This window comes from Candidatus Nomurabacteria bacterium, assembly GCA_023898645.1.
Taxonomy (GTDB): Bacteria; Patescibacteriota; Saccharimonadia; order Saccharimonadales; family Saccharimonadaceae; genus UBA2112.
On the sequence record CP060232.1, the window covers coordinates 907,127 to 928,783 of the forward strand.

Consider the following 21,657-nt stretch of genomic DNA (forward strand, 5'->3'; position numbering starts at 1 on the left):
TACGCTCCTCTTTGTCTATTTATTATTATAGAGGATTTGCAGATGGAATAAAAATTGGTCGGGGTGATCCGATTTGAACGGACGGCCTCACCGTCCCGAACGGTGCGCGCTACCGAACTGCGCCACACCCCGACGTAAATGAAATTATAGCACCGCTCGACCACCAATATATGGTCGAAGAACTTCCGGAACTAGCAGAGTCCCATCTGATTGCTGATAGTGCTCAATAATTGCCACAAGTGAACGCGCCAAGCTAACTGCCGTTCCATTTAATGTATGTAGAACTTCTACGTTACCGTCCTGGCGACGTACACGGATATTCATATTTCGTGCCTGAAAATCAGTACAATTACTACAACTAGTTAATTCGCGATAACTTCCATCAACTGGAGACCAGTATTCAATGTCGTATTTTTTGGCCGCAGGCGCGCCTAGGTCGCCACTAGCAATATTAATGACGTGATACGGTATACCGATTGCTTGCCAAATCTCCTCCTCGATACCAAGAAGCTTTTCGTGCACTTCTTTACTCTGACCAGGTAGCGTAAACGCATACATTTCCAGTTTATTAAACTGGTGAACACGAAACAGTCCACGGGTATGCTTGCCGTACGTCCCAGCTTCCTTACGGTAGCTCGGGCTATAACCGGCGTAAAGCAACGGTAAATTGACTTCATCTATTATTTCATCGGCATGGTAGCCGGTTAACGGCATCTCAGCAGTCGCGATTAACGACAAGTCCTCACCCTCGATAAAGTATTCGTCCGACTGGTCGCTACTTCGTGGCGCAAAGCCCGTACCGGTTGCCGTTCGACCGTTGACCATATGAGGTACGGTCATATAAGTAAACCCCTTGCCAACAAGAACCGACAATGCATACTGCGTAATTGCGTTCTCAAGCAACGCCAGGTCGCCCTTTAGATAGTAGAATTTTGCGCCAGCCACTTTTGCGCCACGCTCAAAATCAACCCAATCCCGTTTAGCTGCAAAGTCTAAGTGGTCAACCGCACCAGTCTTCTGGTCACCCCACTTTTTAATTTCAACACTGTCTTCTTCTCCACCAACAGGCACATCATCAAAAACTAAATTCGGAAGCTGCTCAAACAACTCGCTAAAGCTTTTGTCTGCTTGGCTCAAATATCCTTCTCGTTCTGCTAGCTCAACTTTAATCTGCTTGCCTTCATCTATTAGAACCTGTTCGGGCTTACCGCCCTTCATCTTGGCAGCATTTTGATTTCGCCGTTCTCGCAATTCATCTACTTGCTGTTGAAGCAATCGTCGTTCATCGTCAAGAGCAACTATTTTGTTCACATCAATGTCATAGCCTTTATTCTTGGCATTCTGCGCTACAAGTTCAGGCTGCTCACGCAACAAACGGATATCAATCATAAATTTATTGTATCAGATTATTCGGTGCGCAGTGCTTCAATCGGATCAAGCTTAGCGGCCTTTCGTGCAGGCAGATAACCAGCACACACGGCAATAATCATCAGTCCGATAATCAGACCAACAATCGGCAACGGCTGAAAGACTAATAAATAATTGCCGTCACCAAGAGTAAGCTGCTCAGTAATCCATGGGTTCAGCGCCGTACCGGCACCCCAAGCTACAGCCGCCCCGATAGCCCCACCAAGAAAACCAATCCACGCCGCCTCATATCGGAATAATTTTGCCACGTCCTTACTTCTCATACCTAACGCTTTCATCAGGCCAATCTGACTCGTACGCTCTAGTACACTGATGTACTGCGTGTTGATAATGCCAAACACACTAGTCAGCAATGCCAGCACACCAAAGCCTGAAACAATCCCCTGCAAGATAGTAACGACTGTAAAAAGTAAATTCTGTAAATCCTTAGCTGTTTGTACCGTGTAATCCTGCTTCTTGAGCTTCTGCTTCACGACTTCCGGGTCAATACCCTTCTTCACTTTTGCCGTCACGATGACATACTTCTGATAATTTGGCGTTCCTTTCGTAGTATAGTCAGTCAGTTCTTGAGCTTTCGCGTCAGAAATCTGCATAGCCTGATTCGAAGTCAACGTCGCAGATGACTGCTGGCTAACAGCACGAATCGTCAGTACAACGTCTTTCGATTCAGATTGAGACAATTGTCTTAAACCACTCAAACCTTTCGTTGCGATTATTTGATTTATTTCAGCTTCGGTAGGCGTTGTCGCTGGCTTAGAAACGGTAACCGTAATTTTCTTTCCCACCAAATCCGATAAATGTTTCACACCAAGCTTTTTCGCATACGACTCAGGTATGATGACATCATCGGCCCCAATGTCGGTGCCAAGCACAGGAATATTGCCAGCCGCAGCATCACTCCGAACTCCCGGATCATATTGTGTGATGTCTGCTATATACTTTTTTGGAAGCCCCTCAAATGTTATATACTTTGCCGATACGTTATACCTAGGTCGGACAGATTCAAGATCTTTTTCTTTACGTAGTTTTTCTAAATCCGAAGCCGTCAGTTGTTTAAAAGTGATGGTACGCCCAGCGCCAGCACTACTACTCAATGCATTCGGATCATATTCCTTCAACCCGGACTGAACTGCACCACCACCGCCAAACAGTGTCTTGTCCTTGGCAATAATCAACGTCTGCGGATCAATATTACTCCTGATGAGGTTATCGGCATATTGTCGCGAACCTTCACCGGCTGCAATCGACACCGTCAACGTAAACGCACCCACTGCAATGGCCAGGCTCGTCAAAAGCGTCCTCGTTTTTGCCTGGCGTAAACTACGCCCGGCTCGGCGTATTATGTCCCGCCTCTTAATCATTTCTTGACCTTCTTTCCACCGCTAACAGATATCTTCTTACTTTCAGTACGCTTCGCATGACCACCGTTTATATTCGTAATCTCGCCGTCTTTTATATATATCTGCATATCGCATTTACTCGCCAGATCGTGATCATGGGTCACGATTATCAATGTCGCTCCCTGTTTTTTAGTGTAGTCGAATAGCAATTTCTCAATCACATCACCAGTCGTACTATCTAAATTGCCTGTAGGCTCGTCAGCAAAAAGCACTTGCGGAGCATTAACGATTGCGCGAGCAATCGCCAGTCGCTGCTTTTGGCCCCCAGAAAGATCTCTAGCACGAGATTTTAATTTTTCACCCAATTCAACAGCTTCAAGCGCTTTAAGCACCTTCTGTTTACGCGTCCTTTTCGGCACACCAGCAATTTCTAGCGGTAAACTAACGTTGTCGTAACACGTTTCATTCCCCTGCACGAAAAAAGACTGAAAAATAAAACTCATCTTGGTTGCCCGAAACTTATCTACAGCCTTACTCTTTAACTTCAAAATATCTTCTTCGTCAATGATTACTTCACCATTTTCCGGCCTATCTAGACCGCTCATCACATGCATCAACGTTGATTTACCGCTACCAGACTTTCCAATAATCGCCACACTAGCACCGCTCGGTACCTTAAAACTGATATCGTTAAGTGCTACAAATGCGTTTTGTTTCTTGCCATACTTTTTAGTTACATGACGGACTTCAATCATTAGGAGACCTTAATTGTGTTTTTTGATTTCTTTTGTGCTTTTCGAGTAATCTTTTTCGCAACCTTGCGACGCTTCTTATCATCCGCAGCAGTATCGTGTTCCTCTAGCGCAGCTATGACCTCATGATCTAGCTCGATATCTTCATGCACTTCACGAACCAAACGATGATCACTACTCACTAGATCTTTCAATTGTTCGCTAATTTCACGTACTTCACGTACTGCCCTCTGCGTTAATTGCATCTGTCTAGAAATTGTTATACTCTGCAATATCGTTACCAAAAGTGCCGCCACACTTATGCCGAATGCAATGAGACTAAACGTCAGATGAGACGGATCTTCACCCAAATTTGCAAACACTAAAACACCGAGACCGATCAAGGATATGAGAATAATAATCCTTGCCAGCAAAAAATAACGCACCTGCATATCCCTGTATCCCATAACTGTCTTTATAGTACAGCATCATAAGTATTTTGCCTACATACACATCAACCATGATTAACAAAAAAGTCAATATTTGTTAGTAGAATATTGACTTTTTATCAAACTTATGCTAATCTACTAACAGATAGAAATTAACCTAACGAAGTTCTTAACACCACTATGACAAACAGCGAATCAAATCCAGAGCACAAGACGCACTCAAAGCGTAGTTCTTATAACGACATAAGTTCGCAAGGACTGATTAACCACCTCAAAGATCATCAAAAACAACTTGAGGATCAGCTAGAAGAAGTTCAGAATCGTCCAGGTGGCTTCAAACTTGACGCCGTAGGCATATTGAAAAAACATCGCGAAGAACTACGCGCCAAAGACCAGTTGGCGGAATTTAACGAAGACTGGAATAAGAACGGGGGTGATGCCATCGACAAAGCTCAAGAAGCTGTCGATAGCCTCAATTTCCGCTCCAACGCCACCGACCATGTTTACGCAAAAGCAGCCCTGCGCGACGCTAAAGACGCCTTCTATAAAAACGTTGTCGATGTTGAGGATGAAGCTGAAACCACCGATGTTGAAGTTGAGACAGACACGAAAGAAGAATTAGATACAACCCATTCAGACTCGGAAACACAGCACGAAGAAGACATTCCCGAAAAGACAAAAACAGCTACCGCCTCCTCAGACCATAGGTCATACGGCGAACGATTCGTAGAGGGTAAAGACCCTGAAACTTATGTATCTCCTGAAATGGTCAAGGAAGCACTTAAAAAGTATCACGCAGAACGTAAACTTCAACGTGCTGAAATTGAAGCTAGCCTAGATGATCTAGAGAAAGCTGTTAGCGAAACCCCTGAACATGATGATATCGAAAGTGAAATCGATGAACTTGAAGTTGCAGTTAACGATACCGAGGAGACAGATACATCCCCAATCCCCTCACCGGAAACTCAAAGGGGATGGTTTAAGCGTAATAAAGAGCATGTTCGCAAACTAGCCGTTCAATCACGAGAGCGTACAACTCAACGAATGTCATTCAAAAAATCACTTCGTAACGTTAAAGAAAAAATGGTTAATGTCAGGTTAAAATCGATTAACCGTTTCGGCAATATCATCAGCAAATTTAACCGGAATCGTCAAAAAGAAACGTTCATGCATCAACAAATTGAACAATATAGTGACGGACAAATGAACCTCGTTTTTAGCGATAAAGGAGATCGAGTACCGATTGGACCAAGTAGCGCGCAAAAATACGGTCGCTATTTCGATCTAGACGACATGGCCATCATTACAACCGAATCAGGTAAGCAATACGGATTAGTTAAGGGGTACCTCATAGACAAGCTGTCAGGTGAAGCGCACGCACTACCCCCACAGTCCATCGATCTAACGATTGGCAAAAAAGCCAAACTACCAATTATTGGAAAGATCGGTGCCATTACATCATTACAATTACGCTATAAGGTTGATCAACCCGGTAGCAGCTTGGCAAATATACACAGCACCGACCCTAACCCCTTCACTAAATTTGAAGATATCGCAAATCAACAAGAAGCCGCTAACGTCTAAAGTAAACCGGAGACACAAATATGCAAAATCACATCACTACAGACGACATTCGCAACCTTGGAGTAACGCTTAACGACGAAGAGCTGGAAAAATTGGTCGCAGAACTGAACGACAAGGTAGATGGCATGATTGGCAACGAAATCATTACTTCCCTCACCCCTGAAGATGTCGATACGTTAGCTGAAATGCAAGAGAAAGCAACCGACGAAGAAATCGGTGAATGGATTAGTGAACACATACCTGACTACGAAGAAATCATAGAAGATAATCGCAATATTGTCTTAGGTGATTTTGTAGATACAAGTGATCTCATAGATAAAGACGAGTAATTTTACAAAACATCGCCACTACGCAACGCTTCGGCATGCAAAATAGCGATTTTTTGTGTGATTGAATTTTCACCGTCTAACTTTCGTCCATCAATCTCAGCAACACTAGCCACGAATGCTGATGTACCACAAACGAATACTTCATCTGCGATATAAAGCTCCGTTAAGTCGACGGTGCGTTCCTGAACTGATATACCTGCCGCTTCCGCCATTTCAATAATTGCTCGACGATTAATCCCCTCCAGCAAATCACTGCTTGTATCAGGAGTGATCAGTCTTCCATCGCGCACCATAAATATATTGGCCGCAGCGAGCTCGCAAACATGCCCGGATTGATCTAGGAATATACAATCGTCGTAACCAGCATCAAGCGCGTCCTGATGAGCTAATACCGAATTCACATAAGCGCCATTCACCTTGGCTCGTGAAGGTATACTATTGTCCGGTATGCGACGCCATTGGCTAGTCTTAAGCCGAACGCCACTCGATTTCATAATTGGCGTAGCCGTATAAATAAACATGCTCAACTGCGTAGAAACCCCTCGGGAACGAGTGCCAGGCAACAGACCATCTGCATGGACCGTAGCCCGCACAAACACTGGTTCGTCAGGACTATTAGCATCAAGCAACCCCTTCACCAACTCTTGAAATTTATCAAAAGACAAATTCTTCGGCCAATCCAAACCAATGATTTTTGCTGAAGACCGTAACCGATCATAATGCTGTTGCAAACGAAATGCACGAAACCTACCTTTTTCAGGCAAAACATAAAATACCGTGTATATGCTAAGGCCGTAAAGTACCGCCGCGCTAGCAACAGACAAGTGCGCCTGAGCAATCGGTACTATTTTTTGATTGAAGTACGCTTTGTCGTGAATCGTTGCCATGGTATTACTCCAGGGTTACATCCGAATAAACGGATTTCGTTGTTTCATCAATCTCGTGACGCAGCTGCGGGAATGGAACTCCTTCACGCGCACTAACGCCTTCAAATATCCAAAATACGCGCTCACTAAAGCCCCAGCCACACGCCGGTGGCATGCCATACTCAAGCATTTCGATGTAATCGATATCAAGCATCATCGCTTCCTCGTCACCAGCATCACGCATTTTTTGCTGCTCAACAAACCGATTAAGTTGATCTAAAGGATCATTCAGTTCAGAGAAACCGTTTCCAAGTTCCGATCCAGCAATAACCGGCTGGAAACGTTGTGTTGTTTCTGGCCTGTCATGATTAGTCTTCGATAGTGGACTCACAAACGTCGGTGTATTAATAAGCCATACAGGACCTGCAACATCTTTACGGATGTTTTTCCAAAGCTTATCTATACCACGCGCCTTATTTTCCGTTTTCTCTACCTCAAGTTTATGCTCCGAGAGTGCCTGCTTTACTTCATCTAAAGTACAGTTAAAAATGTCTATGCCGTAATGTTTTTTAATAACTTCAGCGTAATCCCACTCTTCCCACTCTTTGCCAAGATCGACATCGAATGAACCAAGCTTGAATTGCAAAGTTCCAAACGTCTCCTTCAGTACGTGGCGATACATATCTGTCATAAATTTCATGCCGTCACGCCAATCAGCATATGCCCAATACCATTCCATGGCCACGTGTTCTGGTAGGTGTTCGTCGCTGTAGTTTTCATTTCTAAATCGTGGACCGATGTCATATACTTTTTCAAAACCAGCACCGAGTAACCGCTTGAGCGGTAGTTCATGACTAATGCGCAAATAAAAATCTTGGTCAAGCGCATCCATATGCGTCACAAACGGATTAGCATCTGCGCCACCGGTCGTGTGTTCAAGAACTGGCACATTGACTTCAACGAAACCATTTCGATTGAGATAATCGCGCGTTGCCTGCCAAAAACGGCTACGCCTCACGAATCGTTCACGCACATCAAGATTAACATTCATGTCGACGTAACGACGACGCAAGCGTTGCTCCTTGTCGGTCAACTCCGTAGGCATAGGCCGCAGGCTTTTGGTAAGTAGTCGCAGAGTTTTAACGCCTACCGAAATTTCTCCGGTTTTTGTTTTTATCACCTCACCTGTCGCCTCAACGAAATCACCACTATCAAGTAGCGGCAACTGTTCCATGCCGATAACACTCTGGTCAGCATTAAGCGGTGCGACATCTGGCGCGTGCAAAAATAACTGTACTTGCCCTGTTTGATCACGAATAACGATAAAAGCTAACTTGCCAAATTTGCGAAGTCCCATGATTCGTCCCGCTACAGTCACTGTCTGGCCCTGTAATTGTTCAAATTCATTAACAATATCAGTAGTATTGTGTGTTCGATGCGAATCGGCCGGATATGCATCAACGCCCAGCTCTCTAAGCTGGGTCAATTTTCGAAGACGTTCATCTCTGTAATCTTGGAGCGTTGCCATATGTAAGCATTATACACTACAATCTGTGGTAACAGAGGTAAAAATAGATATGGTAACGAATTTTACAACTTCTTAAATCATATTTGGTATAAAAGTATTGACTCAAAACGCTTAGCGTGCTATAATTGCGCCGTAACATATAGCACATATAGCACAAATGATATCGGAAACTTCCCAGAATCTATCAAATTATCAAGCCGCTTATCAAACAACGACATCTATTGCTAACCTGTTCGGCCAGACAAATGTAACTGGCCTTTTTAAATACAAACTAATATTGCATAGGCAGGGAAAATAACGTGTCGAATTCTACACACGAGCTATTCGGTAAAGCATACAGATCATTAAACCCTCGAGCGAATCGAGTTGAAAAAATGAGTTCAAAGATAAGAACTACAGCCGAACATGTTCGCGCGCACCCAGAAAAATTGAATGATAAGGTCGTGAAATCGCTTACGAAATCCGTGAAGAATCTACTTAAAACAAATGGCGGAAACCTCGAAAAACTCTACCCCACCATCGAAGCTGCCATGGCAAGTCGAGATCAAAAACTAGGTATGATTGCAATGGAGCTAATTGATGAGACTTTCCCTGTTAACGAAGAGATCCCCGCAATGACAAGGGTTGCCAACAGGCAAAGCCGCCAAGATTTTCGCACTGCCATGGAACGAACCAATAACGACACTACTTTCAGTGAAGCCTTAGTTACTGCGGAACTTTCATCAGAAACGTTGCATAGTTCGGAGTCTAGAAGCGACCTACACGACATCTATGTAGCTAACCACGATGCACACATCAAGGAGGCTGCAAAAAATGGGGACACCGACGGTGAAGGCACTGTACGAGTTGATCCAAACGAATTATTTGACGACGAAGACGAAGAAGATTATGTAAACAAAAATGACTTGCAACACGTTGCTTAAAAAGCATACGCCAATCAAAAAGCGCCTTCAGTAAGGCGCTTTTTGATTACATTGAAACTAGCCGACTTTTACAACTTCATATTGGATACTACCCTTTGGAGTAGTAATCGTAGCGATATCACCAATTTTTTTACCCATTAGAGCTAGACCTATTGGAGATTCATTGCTAATCCTGCCCTCAAGCGGATCCGCCTCTACTGGCCCTACGACATGATACGTCACAATCTTTTGACCAAACTTTAGCTCAACTTTACTTCCTAACTTAACACTGCTGCTTCGAGACGATTTTATAATTTCAGCATTTAGAAGTACGTCTTCAATCTCAGCAATACGACTCTCCACTAGTCCTTGCTCTTCGCGAGCAGAATCATACTCGGCATTTTCACTAAGATCACCATAATCGCGTGCTTCGGCAATCTTTTCAGCAATGGCACCACGACGGCTCTTAAGCTCAAGAAGCTCTTTTTCAAGCTCATTTTTGCCAACTTCAGTAATTTGGAACAATTTTTTCATCGATTATCCTTTAAGGTTTTTAACTACAAAAAATGCTAAATACAGCACACCCTCACTCGCTAGTTACCCCAGTTTAGCAAGTAGCTCAGCGTGTGTCAATTCAATACTTACACCTGTTGATCGAGGGGTAAATTCATATTTTCCTGATTGGATTAAACGGTCACTAACAGTTATGCGATATGGTATACCCATCAGCTCGCTATCTGCAAACTTCGCACCCGGCCGTTCATCTCGATCATCATAAAGAACTTCAACGCCTTTTGCGATCAACTCGCCATACAGTCCATCTGCGTAAGTAACAGCTTCCTCGCCTCCAATACGTACAAGATACACTTTCGCAGGCGCGATTTCTTCAGGCCACACCAAACCTTTGTCATCACAAAAATGCTCAGCGATAACTCCCATCAATCTACTGACACCGATGCCGTAGCAGCCCATAATCATTTGCCGTTTTTCACCGTGTTCGTCGACATAGTACACACCCAATGCATCCGTATACTTTGTCTCTAGATGGAACGTATTACCCACCTCGACGCCTCGCTTTTCAACCAAATCGTCTCTATTTAATTCAAGCTTAGCCAAATTCTCTTCGGTCATAATCTCTTCGTTAATCGCGATTTTCTTTGCTTCATTTACAAAAATCTTATCTTCACCTACCTCGCTCAGGGTTTGAAATTCGTCGCTAAAACGAGATGTAAAAATGCCACCATCCGCATACGTGCGGTAGGTAACGTCGCCAAGTCCCAGCCTCTCGTAGACTTTATGGTAGGCACTAACCGCTCGCTCATACAGCTCTTCATGTTCTTGTTGATTTCTGGCAAAGCTATACATGTCTTTCATGACAAATTCCCTGCCACGAAGCAGGCCACTTTTTGCACGCAGTTCATTACGAAACTTGTTGCCTATTTGGTATACGAAAAAAGGAAGATCCTTGTAAGAACTAACGTAATTTCCGACAGCATCTACAATCGGCTCCTCATGAGTAAGCCCAACGCCCAGCTCAGTACCGTTTGCAAGTTTTGTTTTAAACCAGTTGTCGACCTTTTTATCGTCCCAACGGTCGGTTTTTTCCCAAATGTCACGTGGTTGCAGCGTCGTCATAAGCACTTCTTGGCCACCTATGGCATTCATTTCCTCGCGAACAACTCGCTTGACGTTCTCGAGTACTTTAAATCCAAGGGGCAGATATGCATACACGCCAGCCATCTCCTTGTGTATAAATCCAGCCTGAATCAAAAGTTGGGCGTTTTTCGCCACTTCATCACCTGGAACGGTCTTACTAGTTCTTGTAAATAACTGACTAATTCTCATAGATGTATGTTTCCTAATTTATCCCCCGACGAACGGGCTGACGAACAATATATAGTACGCAATGCCATTTTTTATCATATGAACAAGCACGCCTGCCCATATACTCCCAGTCAGACTGCGCAAACCACAAAGAAAGAGGCTTAAGACAAAGACGTCGACACCAACATTCCACTGAAAGTGTGCGATGCCAAACAACAAACTTGTGGCAAGCGCTGCAATGACAGCAGGCACGTACCCCTTTAGTTTACCATAGAGATAGCCTCGAAATAATGTCTCTTCAGCCAAAGGCGCTAACACGACCAACGTCGCGAAAGCGAGTATGTTATCAGTTGACGTGCCAAACGCATGAAATCCAACATCTTGCACCTGATTAGTCGGGAAGTTCGGGATAAGTGCCGTTACGAAAGCTAACACCATTGACACAACAATGGTGTACGCTAAAAACACCACCGGCGCCAGACCAATATCTGTCCATGTGATTAATCGATTTAAGCCGAGCACTCTTAGATCAATGGATGATTTGCGACCCATTACATATGGCGCAAGGATGACGATTGCTATGGTTAGCGCATAAATCGCTGTTGCGATAGCCGTTTGGATAATTGCAGGTCGAAGAAAACTACTTGCGGGCATATTCAGCCACTTCAATATCTCAAGCAATGCAATGACGATAAAATTACTTGCGACAAAAGCACCAGAGACCCAAGCTGGCAACAGCAGCAACATCCTCCAATTGTATTGGTGCTCTTCACCGTGTCGATGCGTTCGCCCCACTAGCTTATGGAGGAGATGCTTATTTGATGATTTTTCCGACATCTGCCACCGTCACAAGCACTACTAGTACCATTAAAGTTGCAAATCCGATTGTCTGAATTCTCTCTTCTCGTTCTTTTGTTAGAGGTTTACGAAGTACACGAAACGCAGTCATCGTAAACCACCTACCGCCATCAAGTGCGGGAATTGGTAGTACATTCATAACAGCAAGAGCGATAGATATAACAGCTATTAACATAATCAACTGCGTTAACCCGGCCTGTTGAGCCGCAGGAAAGATGACGCCTAAGATCCCAATAGGTCCGGCAACACTATCTCCCGCAGCCGCCACTTCTTCACTACCTATCTTTTTTGCATGATCGTTACCGGTCAACTGTAATACGATGCCATTTGCGAGACCGCCAACTAACTGACCAAGACCCTTTAAGGTTTCCCAGGTAAGCTGACCTGTCGTAGCGACGCCAACAATAGGGGCTGACCAAGTGGATTGTGTTTCAGTCGGCTGAACAATGCTGGCACCAAATACAACACCGCTCCCCTTTCGCAAATGAACTTGAGTAATTTTTTCGGATCCGCCACGGTTATATATCACTTCAACTGTCTGACCAGCATACTGATGCGTCATGTCTATAAAATTCTGTGTAGTTTTAACTTCTTGTCCGGCAAAACGTACAATCTTATCGCGCTGCTTCAGGCCCGCCTTTGCTGCAGGATAATTTGATTTAGTAGAGCTCAACTGCACTAACTGCGGGACGACTTTCGTATCTCCGGGCATCGTAAACTGATTGTTTACGACCTGCGGCAAGCCCGTAAATGCAAGTATCGTCAGTAGTACCGCTGCGGTTACCCAATTAATAAACACGCCGGCAAGTAATATTTTTGTTTTTACCCAAAAACTAGCGGCACCATAATCACCTTTTTTGTCTGCGGAATCATATTCTCCCTGTAGTTTCACAAATCCACCGAGAGGAAGCCAGTTGAGACTGAATTCAACCTTATTTTTGAGCTTTTTACTCCATGCTTTTGGTGGAAATCCTATACCGAATTCTTCGACCACAACACCATTCCTACGTGCTGCAATCGCATGACCAAGCTCGTGAACAACTACGAGAAAAGTCAGCGCAATAAGTCCCACGATAATTCCAAAAATCAACTCCATAATCACTATACTTTCAGAATATCCTGCTCTTTTGTTTTGAATGCCGCTTCAATCTTTGCCTGATAATCAGCAACCAGACGGTCGACTTCTTTTTCAACTGACTTCAAGTCATCTTCGGTAAGAGTTTTTGCTTCTTTTTGTCGTTTGGCTTCTTGCAATGCATCTTGTCGAGCTGCACGTAGCCCTATGCGTGCCTCTTCGACTTTTTCGCCTACTTGTTTAACCAATTGCCTGCGACGCTCTTCAGTTAGCGCAGGAATTGGCACACGCACAACACGACCGTCATCTGAAGGATTCAAGCCAAGTGACTGATCATTACGGATTGCAGCTGAGATAGCAGGAATATTTGTTGGATCAAATGGTGTAATTTGCAACTGTTGAGATTCCGGTGCAGTAACGTTAGCCACCTGATTAAGCGGCATATGCGTGCCGTAAGCCTCGACCTTGATTCCATCAAGCATACTAGGCTGAGCACGACCGGTCTGCACTTTGCGTATTTCTGCCTCAAAGTGCTCTAGAGCACCTGCCATCTTTAATTCATACGTATCTATATCAAACATATTTCTTCTATTAATCATACCAAAAAGTTATGCATTTGGCTTTAGTAAATTAAATCGTTCTGATTACAAAATAAAAACGCCCCTAGTTTGTGGGGCGGTTTTATTTTCGTGAATTCTATTCGTTAACGCCAAGTTCAATACGTTTGAACTGTGACACGCGAATGTTTTCACCGGCCTTTGTAATTTGCTCTTTGATGCGTTCACCGACTGTCTTGCTATCATCAAGTACAAAAACTTGTTCGTTTAAAACTTGTTCGGCGAAATGTTTTTTCAACTGGCCTTCAACAATTTTCTCGGCCATTTCTGCAGGCTTGCTTTTTAGTGAGTCGCTTTCCAGCAATTCTTTCTTCTTAGCTTCCATAACATCAGCAGGAACGTCCTCCATTGTCGAATATACAGGAGACATAGCTGCAATCTGCATAGCCATCTGATGTGCAAATTCCTTAAATTCAGGAAGCCTTGCTACGAAGTCTGTTTCACAGTTTACTTCCACAACTACACCGATGCGTCCAGAGTGAACATAGCTTTCGATGATACCTTCACGCGTCTCACGATCGCCCTTTTTCTCAGCCTTAGTCAACCCTTTTTTGCGGAGTGCCTCAAGTGCCTTCTCGAAATTACCGTCAGCTTCGACAAGTGCCACCTTGGCATCTGTTAGACCGATGCCAGTCAACTCTTTAAGCTTCTTTATGTCTTCAATAGTAACGGCCATTATGCCTCCCCCTTCTTTGTCTTACCTTCAGCTACAGCAGCACTAAAATAATCGAGTAACAACTGCACGCCCTTTATTGCGTCGTCATTTCCTGGCACAACGTAACTGATTGGTGTTGGATCGGCATTAGTATCGACGATACCTACAACTGGGATACCAAGCACATTCGCCTCTTTAACTGCGTTATGATCAGTCAATACATCAACGACAACAATCGCGCCTGGGCGACCGTTCATGTCTTTGATGCCACTATATTTATGATTAAGCTCTTCAATCTCCTCACCAAAACGCTGAACTTCCAACTTGCTATAGCGCTTTTCTAGATCACCGCTTTCCATTCGTCGCTCAAGATCCTTCAGTTTTTTGACTTGCTGATTAACGGTACTGACGTTTGTTAGCATGCCGCCAATCCAACGCTCGTTGACATATAGCTGACCAGTCTTTTCTGCAGCAGCTTTAACGGCATCCTTTGCTTGCTTTTTTGTACCAACAAACAAAACTTGTTTGCCACTTGCCACTACATCAGTAAGAAACGGTAGTGCAACATCAAGCGCGGCTACTGTCTTAGTCAAATCAATAATGTGACTATCCTGACGCTTACTATGAATATATGGCGCCATCTTTGGGTGCCATCGGCTCGTTTTGTGTCCAAAATGAACACCAGCTTCGAGCAGCTGTTTAATATCGACTGATACAGTCATTGAAACTCCTTCTTTCCTCACCGCTGGCCCTGATATTTCAGGAGCGTGCTAACGGTTGTGTCATTAAAACTATTACTGAGTAATCTTAACAGAGGTGGTCAATTTCGTCAATATATAGATAAATACATATCAATCCCTCTGGTACACATATTGCCATAAGTGCTATACTGAGCTCGTTATGAAAAATACTTTCCGTATCGCAGCAAATAGAATTTCAGTATGGACAGGTAGCGCCATCGTTTTTTTGGGAGCAGTCGCAATTGTTATTATCTGGGCGTTAACCGGTCCAATTTTTCACTATTCCGACACCTGGCAATTAGTCATAAACACCGGCACAACAATCATCACGTTCTTAATGGTTTTCCTTATTCAAAATACGCAAAATCGTGACAGCAAGGCGGTGCAATTGAAGTTAGACGAACTTATTCGTGCAACAAAAGGCGCTCGCACTACGTACGTAGGCCTGGAAGACTTAAGCGACACTGACCTAGAAGAACTGGAAAAAGAATTTAAACTCCTCGTACAGAACCCCGGTACTGTCCGTGCTCTCAACAAACTACACGCTAGGATTGAAGCAGAAAACGCTCGACGCATGAGCCTACGCGGCGCCGCTTCACGTATGCTGCATCACACACAGACAGTTACCGTCGTTGACGACGCTGAACTAGTAAAAAAATAATTCGTGTACCAACCCTTTGACTTTTACCCCTAAAAGCGCTACAATACATCAGATATGAAGAGTAACCTACACCCGGCAACGTACCGACCGGTCGTTTTCAGAGACGACACGGCAGACTTTGCCTTCCTCACCCAATCGACCGCTGCCAGCGACGAAACCGTAAAATGGGAAGACGGTAACGAATACCCTCTGATCAAGGTACACATTTCAAGTGCCTCTCACCCATTCTTCACTGGCGAAGAAAAAATTATCGACACCGAAGGTCGTGTCGATCGCTTCAAGGCCCGCGCCGCCGCAGCTGAAGCACGCAAGGAACAGCTTGCGAATAAAGCCAAGAAAGCAAAAGCAGCCTCTGACAAAAAAGCTGCCGCTTCAACAGCTGAAAAATAGCGTACAAAAAGAGGCCTCAGACAGAGGTCTCTTTTTGTTACAATAAGAATATATGCCAAAAATTGATTTGAATATAAATGACCTAAACACCGAGAAAAAAGAGCTTGGCGAATTTTTGGCATCCCCCGACGCATATAGCGCCTCAGACTTCACGGCAAAAAATAAACGCTTCACTGAACTCGAAAACATCATAAAAATGGTCTCTCTCCGTGACACCTTAGAACAGCAATTTACTGAGGCAAAAGAACTAGCCAGCGGTAACGATGAGCTTGCCGAACTTGCTAAAACTGAGGCGGCAGACATCGAAGAAAAGCTTTCTAAACTCGAAGACGAGCTCTTTATCATGCTCGCCCCTCGCGACCCCAACGACGATAAAAACGTAATCGTAGAAATCCGTGCCGGTGCTGGTGGTGACGAAGCTAGTCTATTTGCAGCCGAGTTATATCGCATGTATCTTCGTTACTGCGAAGCTCATGGTCTAAAAACCGAACTCATCAGCGAAAGTGCTAACGATACAGGCGGCTACAAAGAAGTTATTTTTAAAATTACAGGCGCTTCACCATATGCGCAATTAAAGTTCGAAAGCGGCGTACATCGCGTACAGCGCGTCCCGGCCACCGAATCACAAGGTCGTATCCATACTAGCACCGTCACTGTCGCCGTATTGCCTGAAGCCGAAGAAGCCGATATCGAGATTAATCCAAGCGACCTAAGAATTGACATCTACCGAGCCAGCGGTCACGGAGGCCAATCCGTTAACACTACCGACAGTGCCGTACGTATCACCCATATTCCATCTGGCATGGTGGTGACGAACCAAGACGAAAAATCTCAGCTCAAAAACAAAGATAAAGCAATGAGCGTGTTGCGCAGTCGACTGCTACAACAAAAAATCGATGAAGAAAACGCCAAATTAGACGCTGAACGCCGCGGGCTTATCGGCACTGGTGATCGTAGCGAAAAAATCCGTACGTACAACTTTCCACAGGATCGTATCACCGACCATCGCATTGGCTATAGTCGTAGCGCCATTCCTGCCGCTTTGAACGGCCAAATTGATGACATAATTGAACACCTCCAAACCTATGAACGAGAACTTGCTGCCAAAAACACCAACATGTAACAGTTGGCTTCACGGAGCAACAATGCTTCTCAAGCAAGCAGGCATAGCGTCAGCCCGATTGGATGCCGAACTCATTCTTGCTCATACTATACGCAAGCCCCGCACATACTTACACGCACACGGCGATATGAAGTTAAGTGATAAACATAATGAAATTGCCAGCGCTCGATTGGAATTACGCTGTAATCATACACCAATCGCGTATATAACCGGCCACAAGGAATTTTATGGTAGACAATTCAAGACAACACCAGCCGCTCTAGTGCCACGTCCTGAATCTGAGGCCATCATCACCCTACTTAAGGACAAAGTACTACGTAATATTACACAGATATCAGGGAAAAAAATTCATCTCGTAGATGTTGGAACCGGAACGGGCTGCCTAGGGATTACCACTAAGCTTGAATGGCCGGAGCTAGAAGTTGTAATCATCGACAATAGCATTCATGCGCTCAATTTAGCAAAAGAAAACGCCGCGCTGCTCAAAGCAGATGTCCGTACTTTAAAAAACGACCTTCTCGGTGACTTCGGTATGCCAATTGATATTATTATCGCTAACCTCCCCTATGTCGACCATGGTTGGGAAGTATCTCTGGACACCCAAGCAGAGCCGCCCGAAGCTCTCTACGCCGGAAACGGTGGCCTAACACTCATTTATAGACTACTTGACCAAGCAGCATTACTACTGAAACCGAACGGATATATCCTTCTAGAATCCGATCCGCGCCAACAAGATGAAATTATAAATCACGCTAAGTCACTGAAACTAAACCACGAATATACTGAGAATTTTATTACAGTATTTAGTCGTTCGTAGAACTTGGATACGTTTCGAGAGTTACGTTCAAACTTAACGTTTTGCCGTTTCGAAGCACCGTAAGAGGAACGGTTTCACCACTACCATATTCTGATATAAGACTACCTAAGCTACCCTGTTGACCCACTTCAATGTCACCAACCTTCGTGATAATATCCTTATCTTTGATACCAGCCTTGTCCGCCGGGCTACCACTAATAACACTCGGACCGCTGTCTGAATTGACATATGCGCCCTTCTTCACTGACAAATTGTAATGTTTTGCCACTTCTGGTGTGATAGTAATGTAGTTTACGCCCAGATAACCACGTTCGATTTTGCCCGTTTTCTCTAGATTTTTAATAATTCCCTTTGCTGAGTTAATGGGAATTGAAAATCCTATACTTTGAGCATTTTGTGCAACGGCAGTATTAACACCTACTACCTGACCGCTCAAATTTACAAGCGGCCCACCTGAATTGCCGGGATTAATAGCAGCATCGGTTTGTATCAAATCAGTCAAATTCTCAACAGAACTACCGTCGCTAGCAGAAACTGGTCGCCCCGTTCCCGAAATAATGCCACTCGTGACGGTATTTTGATACTGGCCAAGTGAATTACCGATGGCTACTACATTCTGTCCTATACGTACGGAGCTGGAATCACCTAGTGTTGCAGGCGTTAAATTACTTACACCATCCAATTTAATGAATGCAAGATCGTTTAACGGATCGGTTCCAACGACGTGCGCTTTGTCATATACGGTACCGTCACTTGTAATGACAGAAAGCTGATCACTACCGGAAATCACATGCTTGTTCGTAAGAATATAACCATCCTTACTGATGATAATACCGCTACCAGCACCCTCTTGGGTTTGAGTGCCGAGGTACGATTGCGTTACTCCCTTTGTAATAATAGAGACGACGCTCGGTCCGACCTTACTAGCAACCGCCGATATGTCTTTCTCATTCTTACTGACAATCGCGTTACCATCTGACACCGTACTGCGGTCTAATGTACTAAAGCTATTGAACTGCGAGCCAACATAACCGCCGCCCAAACCGGCGGTGAAACAAGCTGCGAGCAAAAGTATTAAAGCAACACTTTGCTTACCAGCCCCAAATCCCTTCTTACGAGTAACTGCTTTATAACTCGTCACCGCTTCCTGTGATGACTGTTTTTCGTTCTTAACTTCCATATTCCCACTCTACCTTGATTAACTTATATTTCTCTTAAACGCTTCCGATTGCCGCATGGTTAAGACGAGTTAACAACAGAGCTGCCAATAAAACCACCGTGAAAATAAGCGGTAGCATAATATCGTTACGTCTGATAGTTTCATGTTTTATGTACGAATGATACGCCCTCTCTACTAGAAAACTCAGTGCTGTCAAAAGTAGGGTTGCCTGAGGCACTTTAATTTGCGGTGCAAAGAATAGAGGGTACGCTATAGTCCAGTGATACACTAACCATCCTATCTCTGCAAAAACAAATCCCCAGAGCAAACTCAGAAAACGAATGTCGCTCTCTGAATGCGATACAAGCACGTGTCGTGCACACGAATAACCAATAAGCCACATAGCGATAACAACGACTGATGAGGGCCACTCGTAAGAAACACTTGCAAGTGCCATGGTACCGACAACAACTGCCACACCCGCCTGAATAGCGATATCGTTCACCTTAGTGCGTGGCTTTAAGAAAAGAAGCCAAAGACTATAAAGTACAGCAAGGCTAATCTGTACAGTCAGTCCATTGCCATCTGTTGTCTGACCCGCAAGATATATCAATACGACCGTTCCCGCACTAACAATCATGTCTACCATATTTGCCTCAACATGCGCGAACCAATATCGCGGACGAACAGCAAGTACCCGCCATTTACTCAGCAATACCAGCGCAAGCGCCAGCCACGGCGTACCGGTAGCGAGAACAGATATTAACACCGCTACCGCAAGCCCAACATTCAAAAGGATATATATCCCCTCACTCAAAAACGATCGTCGTCTGACTATTCGCAGGAATTCCATAAGTATTCTTAGTATAGCATGTATCAGTTGGAAGACGCTGGCTGTTTGCCGACTATAAGTACGAATTTTGTTGTCGAGTCGACAGTAACAGGAGGATCGCCCTTGGTGATTTTAACACCGTAAAGTTGCTTAAGCTTATTGGCAGTAGCGCTATTACCCGAGCCGATTTGGTATAAGGCGTAACGCGGATAATTTCCACTCGGTGCATTGCCTATCGTACCAATCGTAAATTTGTCCGCTTCCAATTTATCAGCCTCTGTCTGGGCCATACCAGCAACACCTGAGGCGTTATAAACAGAGACTACCGCCGCTTCTTGAATAATGGGGTCAGAGGATAATTTTTGATGAACAAAGGATTGTAACTGACTGTAATCATAAGTGCCTGCCGACGGTTCAACGACACTTTGACCATCAACATTACCCGTCGTCATAATAAGGTCATTAGGATCATTGAGACTGATTGATTTAATGTCGCTACCCTTAATATCCTGCGCCAGCGAGACAAGTGTTCTAAATTCTTTTGCCTGGAATGTCGTGCGGAGGTTATTACCGAGAGCGTCAATAATAGCCGATACCTTGCTGAAATCTGATAGCACGCCTGCGCTGAGAGCCTTTTGCTGAAGTGCAACGATAATTTTCCGCTGGTTATTTTCACGATCAAAGTTTGATTGAGCAAGCCCCCACGTTGGCGCCGCATCCCCACGTGCCTGCGCAAGATAAAGTACATGCTCAGCATCTAGAACTGCTGGTCCTGGGGGATAATCAATAAAGTGTCCACGCGGCGGGCAGCGCCTTAATCTTTCCGCGTAACTAACCCTCCAGTTACCCGCACCACACTTCCAGTCAAAATTACTATCCATGATGCTACCTGGCTTAACGCCGTATGGCACTGCGCCATCGCCTTCAATATTGACAGTAATCTTGCCCCCAACGGCCTTAACGAGTTCTCGCATGACCGTGTAATTAACATTAACGCCATATTGAATATTTAACCCGAATATTTTTCCTATGAAAGCACCCGCCTCTCCTAAGGCTTTCCTATCTGCTGCAACGCCGGTGCCATCATGAACACACGAATAATAGACGTTTATCTTACCCCGATAACCGGACGCACAAGCTCGATCATATTGCACATAGAGATCTCGCGGTATGCTTACCATGTAAGCGTTCTTTTTGTTTTGATTGATGCTCAAAATCATCATTGAGTCAGTTAAATTACCGCCTTGATGACCGGGATCGTCTTCGGACGTACCCAGTATCAAAATATTACTACGCCCATTCGCATCTTGTTTAAGTGGTTCGTTTCTAAAGAGATCTAAGACACTTCCCTGAAATACATTACCGCTCGCAACAATCGTCTTGAAGCCGACATAAGCACCTATGCCCACTGCCAGTATAAGCAGGACGAGTGCGAAGCGCTTAACCCACTTCACACGATTAGATTTTTGTGCCGGACCTACCTGCCGCCGGTGCCTCCGTTTAACCGGTTGCTGATTTTTCTCTTCTTCATCTAAACCTCGCAGAGAGGCGTCTATCTCCGCGCGACTAATACCACTCCTGGTAATTTTCGAAGCCTCCTCCTTGTGAACAGACTCCTTCGGCTGCCCCTCAAGACTCTGAGGGCTTTTTTCGCCGCTAATAATACCACCGACCCTTCGCTCAGGTCGGCGAGACACAAAACCATCCATTGATGTCTGACGTTTCGCCATAAATACTTAGTTTATCATA

The 21,657-nt window shown here is 44.5% G+C and carries 23 protein-coding genes and 1 tRNA gene; 7 read left to right on the forward strand and 17 right to left on the reverse strand.

The features are described 5' to 3' along the window. Positions 1-55: 55 nt before the first annotated feature. The 5 genes from H6797_04765 to H6797_04785 all read right to left on the reverse strand — a co-directional run bounded on the left by H6797_04765 (position 56) and on the right by H6797_04785 (position 3,966). A tRNA-Pro gene (locus tag H6797_04765) sits at positions 56-132 on the reverse strand. Between the two features lie 12 nt (positions 133-144). Next, positions 145-1,389, reverse strand: a complete 1,245-nt coding sequence (serS, locus tag H6797_04770; GenBank protein ID USN96359.1) for a serine--tRNA ligase — start codon at positions 1,387-1,389, stop codon at positions 145-147. A gap of 17 nt (positions 1,390-1,406) precedes the next feature. Next, entirely contained in the window at positions 1,407-2,789 is a 1,383-nt protein-coding gene (locus H6797_04775; GenBank protein ID USN96360.1) for an ABC transporter permease, read from the reverse strand. Continuing rightward, positions 2,786-3,523 (reverse strand): ABC transporter ATP-binding protein, encoded by a 738-nt coding sequence (locus tag H6797_04780; protein ID USN96361.1) that lies wholly within the window; start codon positions 3,521-3,523, stop codon positions 2,786-2,788. The genes H6797_04775 and H6797_04780 overlap by 4 nt, the downstream gene beginning before the upstream one ends. Further along, complete coding sequence (locus H6797_04785; GenBank protein USN96362.1) at positions 3,523-3,966, reverse strand: hypothetical protein; 444 nt, start codon at positions 3,964-3,966, stop codon at positions 3,523-3,525. Before H6797_04785 ends, H6797_04780 begins: the two co-directional genes overlap by 1 nt. Before the next feature lie 162 nt (positions 3,967-4,128). Between H6797_04785 and H6797_04790 the strand changes: the two genes are divergently transcribed. Then, positions 4,129-5,532 (forward strand): hypothetical protein, encoded by a 1,404-nt coding sequence (locus H6797_04790; GenBank protein USN96363.1) that lies wholly within the window; start codon positions 4,129-4,131, stop codon positions 5,530-5,532. A 20-nt stretch (positions 5,533-5,552) separates the two neighbouring features. Beyond that, positions 5,553-5,861, forward strand: a complete 309-nt coding sequence (locus H6797_04795; protein ID USN96364.1) for a hypothetical protein — start codon at positions 5,553-5,555, stop codon at positions 5,859-5,861. A 2-nt stretch (positions 5,862-5,863) separates the two neighbouring features. On the opposite strand, the gene H6797_04800 is transcribed toward H6797_04795, so the two are convergent. Then, the gene (locus H6797_04800) at positions 5,864-6,748 is read right to left on the reverse strand and encodes an aminotransferase class IV (GenBank protein ID USN96365.1); all 885 of its coding nucleotides are present in this window, start codon (positions 6,746-6,748) and stop codon (positions 5,864-5,866) included. Between the two features lie 4 nt (positions 6,749-6,752). Then, positions 6,753-8,255 (reverse strand): lysine--tRNA ligase, encoded by a 1,503-nt coding sequence (locus H6797_04805; GenBank protein ID USN96366.1) that lies wholly within the window; start codon positions 8,253-8,255, stop codon positions 6,753-6,755. 374 nt (positions 8,256-8,629) lie between these two features. Here H6797_04805 and H6797_04810 point away from each other — a divergent pair, with 374 nt between their 5' ends. Beyond that, complete coding sequence (locus H6797_04810) at positions 8,630-9,178, forward strand: hypothetical protein (protein ID USN96367.1); 549 nt, start codon at positions 8,630-8,632, stop codon at positions 9,176-9,178. 57 nt (positions 9,179-9,235) lie between these two features. Here H6797_04810 and greA read toward each other — a convergent pair whose 3' ends face one another. The 7 genes from greA to rpsB all read right to left on the reverse strand — a co-directional run bounded on the left by greA (position 9,236) and on the right by rpsB (position 14,908). Next, complete coding sequence (greA, locus tag H6797_04815; protein USN96368.1) at positions 9,236-9,691, reverse strand: transcription elongation factor GreA; 456 nt, start codon at positions 9,689-9,691, stop codon at positions 9,236-9,238. A 63-nt stretch (positions 9,692-9,754) separates the two neighbouring features. Further along, on the reverse strand, positions 9,755-11,002 hold the full coding sequence (locus H6797_04820; protein USN96369.1) for a prolyl-tRNA synthetase: 1,248 nt from the start codon (positions 11,000-11,002) through the stop codon (positions 9,755-9,757). Between the two features lie 18 nt (positions 11,003-11,020). After that, positions 11,021-11,728, reverse strand: coding sequence for a CPBP family intramembrane metalloprotease (locus tag H6797_04825; GenBank protein ID USN96370.1), 708 nt, complete (start codon positions 11,726-11,728; stop codon positions 11,021-11,023). A 67-nt stretch (positions 11,729-11,795) separates the two neighbouring features. Then, positions 11,796-12,935, reverse strand: coding sequence for a site-2 protease family protein (locus H6797_04830; GenBank protein ID USN96371.1), 1,140 nt, complete (start codon positions 12,933-12,935; stop codon positions 11,796-11,798). Positions 12,936-12,940: 5 nt separating this feature from the next. Next, the gene (gene frr / locus H6797_04835) at positions 12,941-13,495 is read right to left on the reverse strand and encodes a ribosome recycling factor (protein USN96372.1); all 555 of its coding nucleotides are present in this window, start codon (positions 13,493-13,495) and stop codon (positions 12,941-12,943) included. A 115-nt stretch (positions 13,496-13,610) separates the two neighbouring features. Further along, positions 13,611-14,207 (reverse strand): elongation factor Ts, encoded by a 597-nt coding sequence (gene tsf, locus H6797_04840; GenBank protein ID USN96373.1) that lies wholly within the window; start codon positions 14,205-14,207, stop codon positions 13,611-13,613. After that, the gene (gene rpsB, locus H6797_04845) at positions 14,207-14,908 is read right to left on the reverse strand and encodes a 30S ribosomal protein S2 (protein USN96374.1); all 702 of its coding nucleotides are present in this window, start codon (positions 14,906-14,908) and stop codon (positions 14,207-14,209) included. Before rpsB ends, tsf begins: the two co-directional genes overlap by 1 nt. A gap of 178 nt (positions 14,909-15,086) precedes the next feature. On the opposite strand from rpsB, the gene H6797_04850 reads away from it, so the two are divergent. From H6797_04850 to H6797_04865, 4 genes are read left to right on the forward strand one after another with little or no spacing between them, the layout of a single operon-like run. After that, positions 15,087-15,587, forward strand: a complete 501-nt coding sequence (locus H6797_04850; GenBank protein ID USN96375.1) for a low affinity iron permease family protein — start codon at positions 15,087-15,089, stop codon at positions 15,585-15,587. A 54-nt stretch (positions 15,588-15,641) separates the two neighbouring features. After that, a complete protein-coding gene (locus H6797_04855; protein USN96376.1) occupies positions 15,642-15,977 on the forward strand; it encodes a type B 50S ribosomal protein L31 in 336 nt (111 codons plus the stop codon). Positions 15,978-16,029: 52 nt separating this feature from the next. Then, the gene (gene prfA, locus H6797_04860) at positions 16,030-17,100 is read left to right on the forward strand and encodes a peptide chain release factor 1 (GenBank protein ID USN96377.1); all 1,071 of its coding nucleotides are present in this window, start codon (positions 16,030-16,032) and stop codon (positions 17,098-17,100) included. A gap of 22 nt (positions 17,101-17,122) precedes the next feature. Then, positions 17,123-17,917 (forward strand): peptide chain release factor N(5)-glutamine methyltransferase, encoded by a 795-nt coding sequence (locus H6797_04865; protein USN96378.1) that lies wholly within the window; start codon positions 17,123-17,125, stop codon positions 17,915-17,917. On the opposite strand, the gene H6797_04870 is transcribed toward H6797_04865, so the two are convergent. The 3 genes from H6797_04870 to H6797_04880 are packed head-to-tail and all read right to left on the reverse strand — an operon-like array spanning position 17,904 to position 21,638. Next, positions 17,904-19,097, reverse strand: coding sequence for a trypsin-like peptidase domain-containing protein (locus tag H6797_04870; protein USN96379.1), 1,194 nt, complete (start codon positions 19,095-19,097; stop codon positions 17,904-17,906). The genes H6797_04865 and H6797_04870 overlap by 14 nt on opposite strands. A 34-nt stretch (positions 19,098-19,131) precedes the next feature. Further along, positions 19,132-19,929, reverse strand: coding sequence for a hypothetical protein (locus H6797_04875; protein USN96380.1), 798 nt, complete (start codon positions 19,927-19,929; stop codon positions 19,132-19,134). A 23-nt stretch (positions 19,930-19,952) separates the two neighbouring features. After that, the gene (locus H6797_04880; GenBank protein USN96381.1) at positions 19,953-21,638 is read right to left on the reverse strand and encodes an LCP family protein; all 1,686 of its coding nucleotides are present in this window, start codon (positions 21,636-21,638) and stop codon (positions 19,953-19,955) included. Positions 21,639-21,657: the final 19 nt, after the last annotated feature.

What these genes read in the sequence shown, in the direction of transcription:
- tsf (USN96373.1), bottom strand. Translation starts at nt 14,207, where the DNA reads ATGGCCGTTACTATTGAAGACATAAAGAAGCTTAAAGAGTTGACTGGC.
- H6797_04830 (USN96371.1), bottom strand. Translation starts at nt 12,935, where the DNA reads ATGGAGTTGATTTTTGGAATTATCGTGGGACTTATTGCGCTGACTTTT.
- H6797_04855 (USN96376.1), top strand. Translation starts at nt 15,642, where the DNA reads ATGAAGAGTAACCTACACCCGGCAACGTACCGACCGGTCGTTTTCAGA.
- greA (USN96368.1), bottom strand. Translation starts at nt 9,691, where the DNA reads ATGAAAAAATTGTTCCAAATTACTGAAGTTGGCAAAAATGAGCTTGAA.
- serS (USN96359.1), bottom strand. Translation starts at nt 1,389, where the DNA reads ATGATTGATATCCGTTTGTTGCGTGAGCAGCCTGAACTTGTAGCGCAG.
- H6797_04800 (USN96365.1), bottom strand. Translation starts at nt 6,748, where the DNA reads ATGGCAACGATTCACGACAAAGCGTACTTCAATCAAAAAATAGTACCG.
- prfA (USN96377.1), top strand. Translation starts at nt 16,030, where the DNA reads ATGCCAAAAATTGATTTGAATATAAATGACCTAAACACCGAGAAAAAA.
- H6797_04780 (USN96361.1), bottom strand. Translation starts at nt 3,523, where the DNA reads ATGATTGAAGTCCGTCATGTAACTAAAAAGTATGGCAAGAAACAAAAC.
- H6797_04865 (USN96378.1), top strand. Translation starts at nt 17,123, where the DNA reads ATGCTTCTCAAGCAAGCAGGCATAGCGTCAGCCCGATTGGATGCCGAA.
- H6797_04785 (USN96362.1), bottom strand. Translation starts at nt 3,966, where the DNA reads ATGGGATACAGGGATATGCAGGTGCGTTATTTTTTGCTGGCAAGGATT.
- H6797_04825 (USN96370.1), bottom strand. Translation starts at nt 11,728, where the DNA reads ATGTTGCTGCTGTTGCCAGCTTGGGTCTCTGGTGCTTTTGTCGCAAGT.
- H6797_04805 (USN96366.1), bottom strand. Translation starts at nt 8,255, where the DNA reads ATGGCAACGCTCCAAGATTACAGAGATGAACGTCTTCGAAAATTGACC.
- H6797_04820 (USN96369.1), bottom strand. Translation starts at nt 11,002, where the DNA reads ATGAGAATTAGTCAGTTATTTACAAGAACTAGTAAGACCGTTCCAGGT.
- H6797_04870 (USN96379.1), bottom strand. Translation starts at nt 19,097, where the DNA reads ATGGAAGTTAAGAACGAAAAACAGTCATCACAGGAAGCGGTGACGAGT.
- H6797_04795 (USN96364.1), top strand. Translation starts at nt 5,553, where the DNA reads ATGCAAAATCACATCACTACAGACGACATTCGCAACCTTGGAGTAACG.
- H6797_04880 (USN96381.1), bottom strand. Translation starts at nt 21,638, where the DNA reads ATGGCGAAACGTCAGACATCAATGGATGGTTTTGTGTCTCGCCGACCT.
- frr (USN96372.1), bottom strand. Translation starts at nt 13,495, where the DNA reads ATGTTTGATATAGATACGTATGAATTAAAGATGGCAGGTGCTCTAGAG.
- H6797_04810 (USN96367.1), top strand. Translation starts at nt 8,630, where the DNA reads ATGAGTTCAAAGATAAGAACTACAGCCGAACATGTTCGCGCGCACCCA.
- rpsB (USN96374.1), bottom strand. Translation starts at nt 14,908, where the DNA reads ATGACTGTATCAGTCGATATTAAACAGCTGCTCGAAGCTGGTGTTCAT.
- H6797_04875 (USN96380.1), bottom strand. Translation starts at nt 19,929, where the DNA reads ATGGAATTCCTGCGAATAGTCAGACGACGATCGTTTTTGAGTGAGGGG.
- H6797_04790 (USN96363.1), top strand. Translation starts at nt 4,129, where the DNA reads ATGACAAACAGCGAATCAAATCCAGAGCACAAGACGCACTCAAAGCGT.
- H6797_04850 (USN96375.1), top strand. Translation starts at nt 15,087, where the DNA reads ATGAAAAATACTTTCCGTATCGCAGCAAATAGAATTTCAGTATGGACA.
- H6797_04775 (USN96360.1), bottom strand. Translation starts at nt 2,789, where the DNA reads ATGATTAAGAGGCGGGACATAATACGCCGAGCCGGGCGTAGTTTACGC.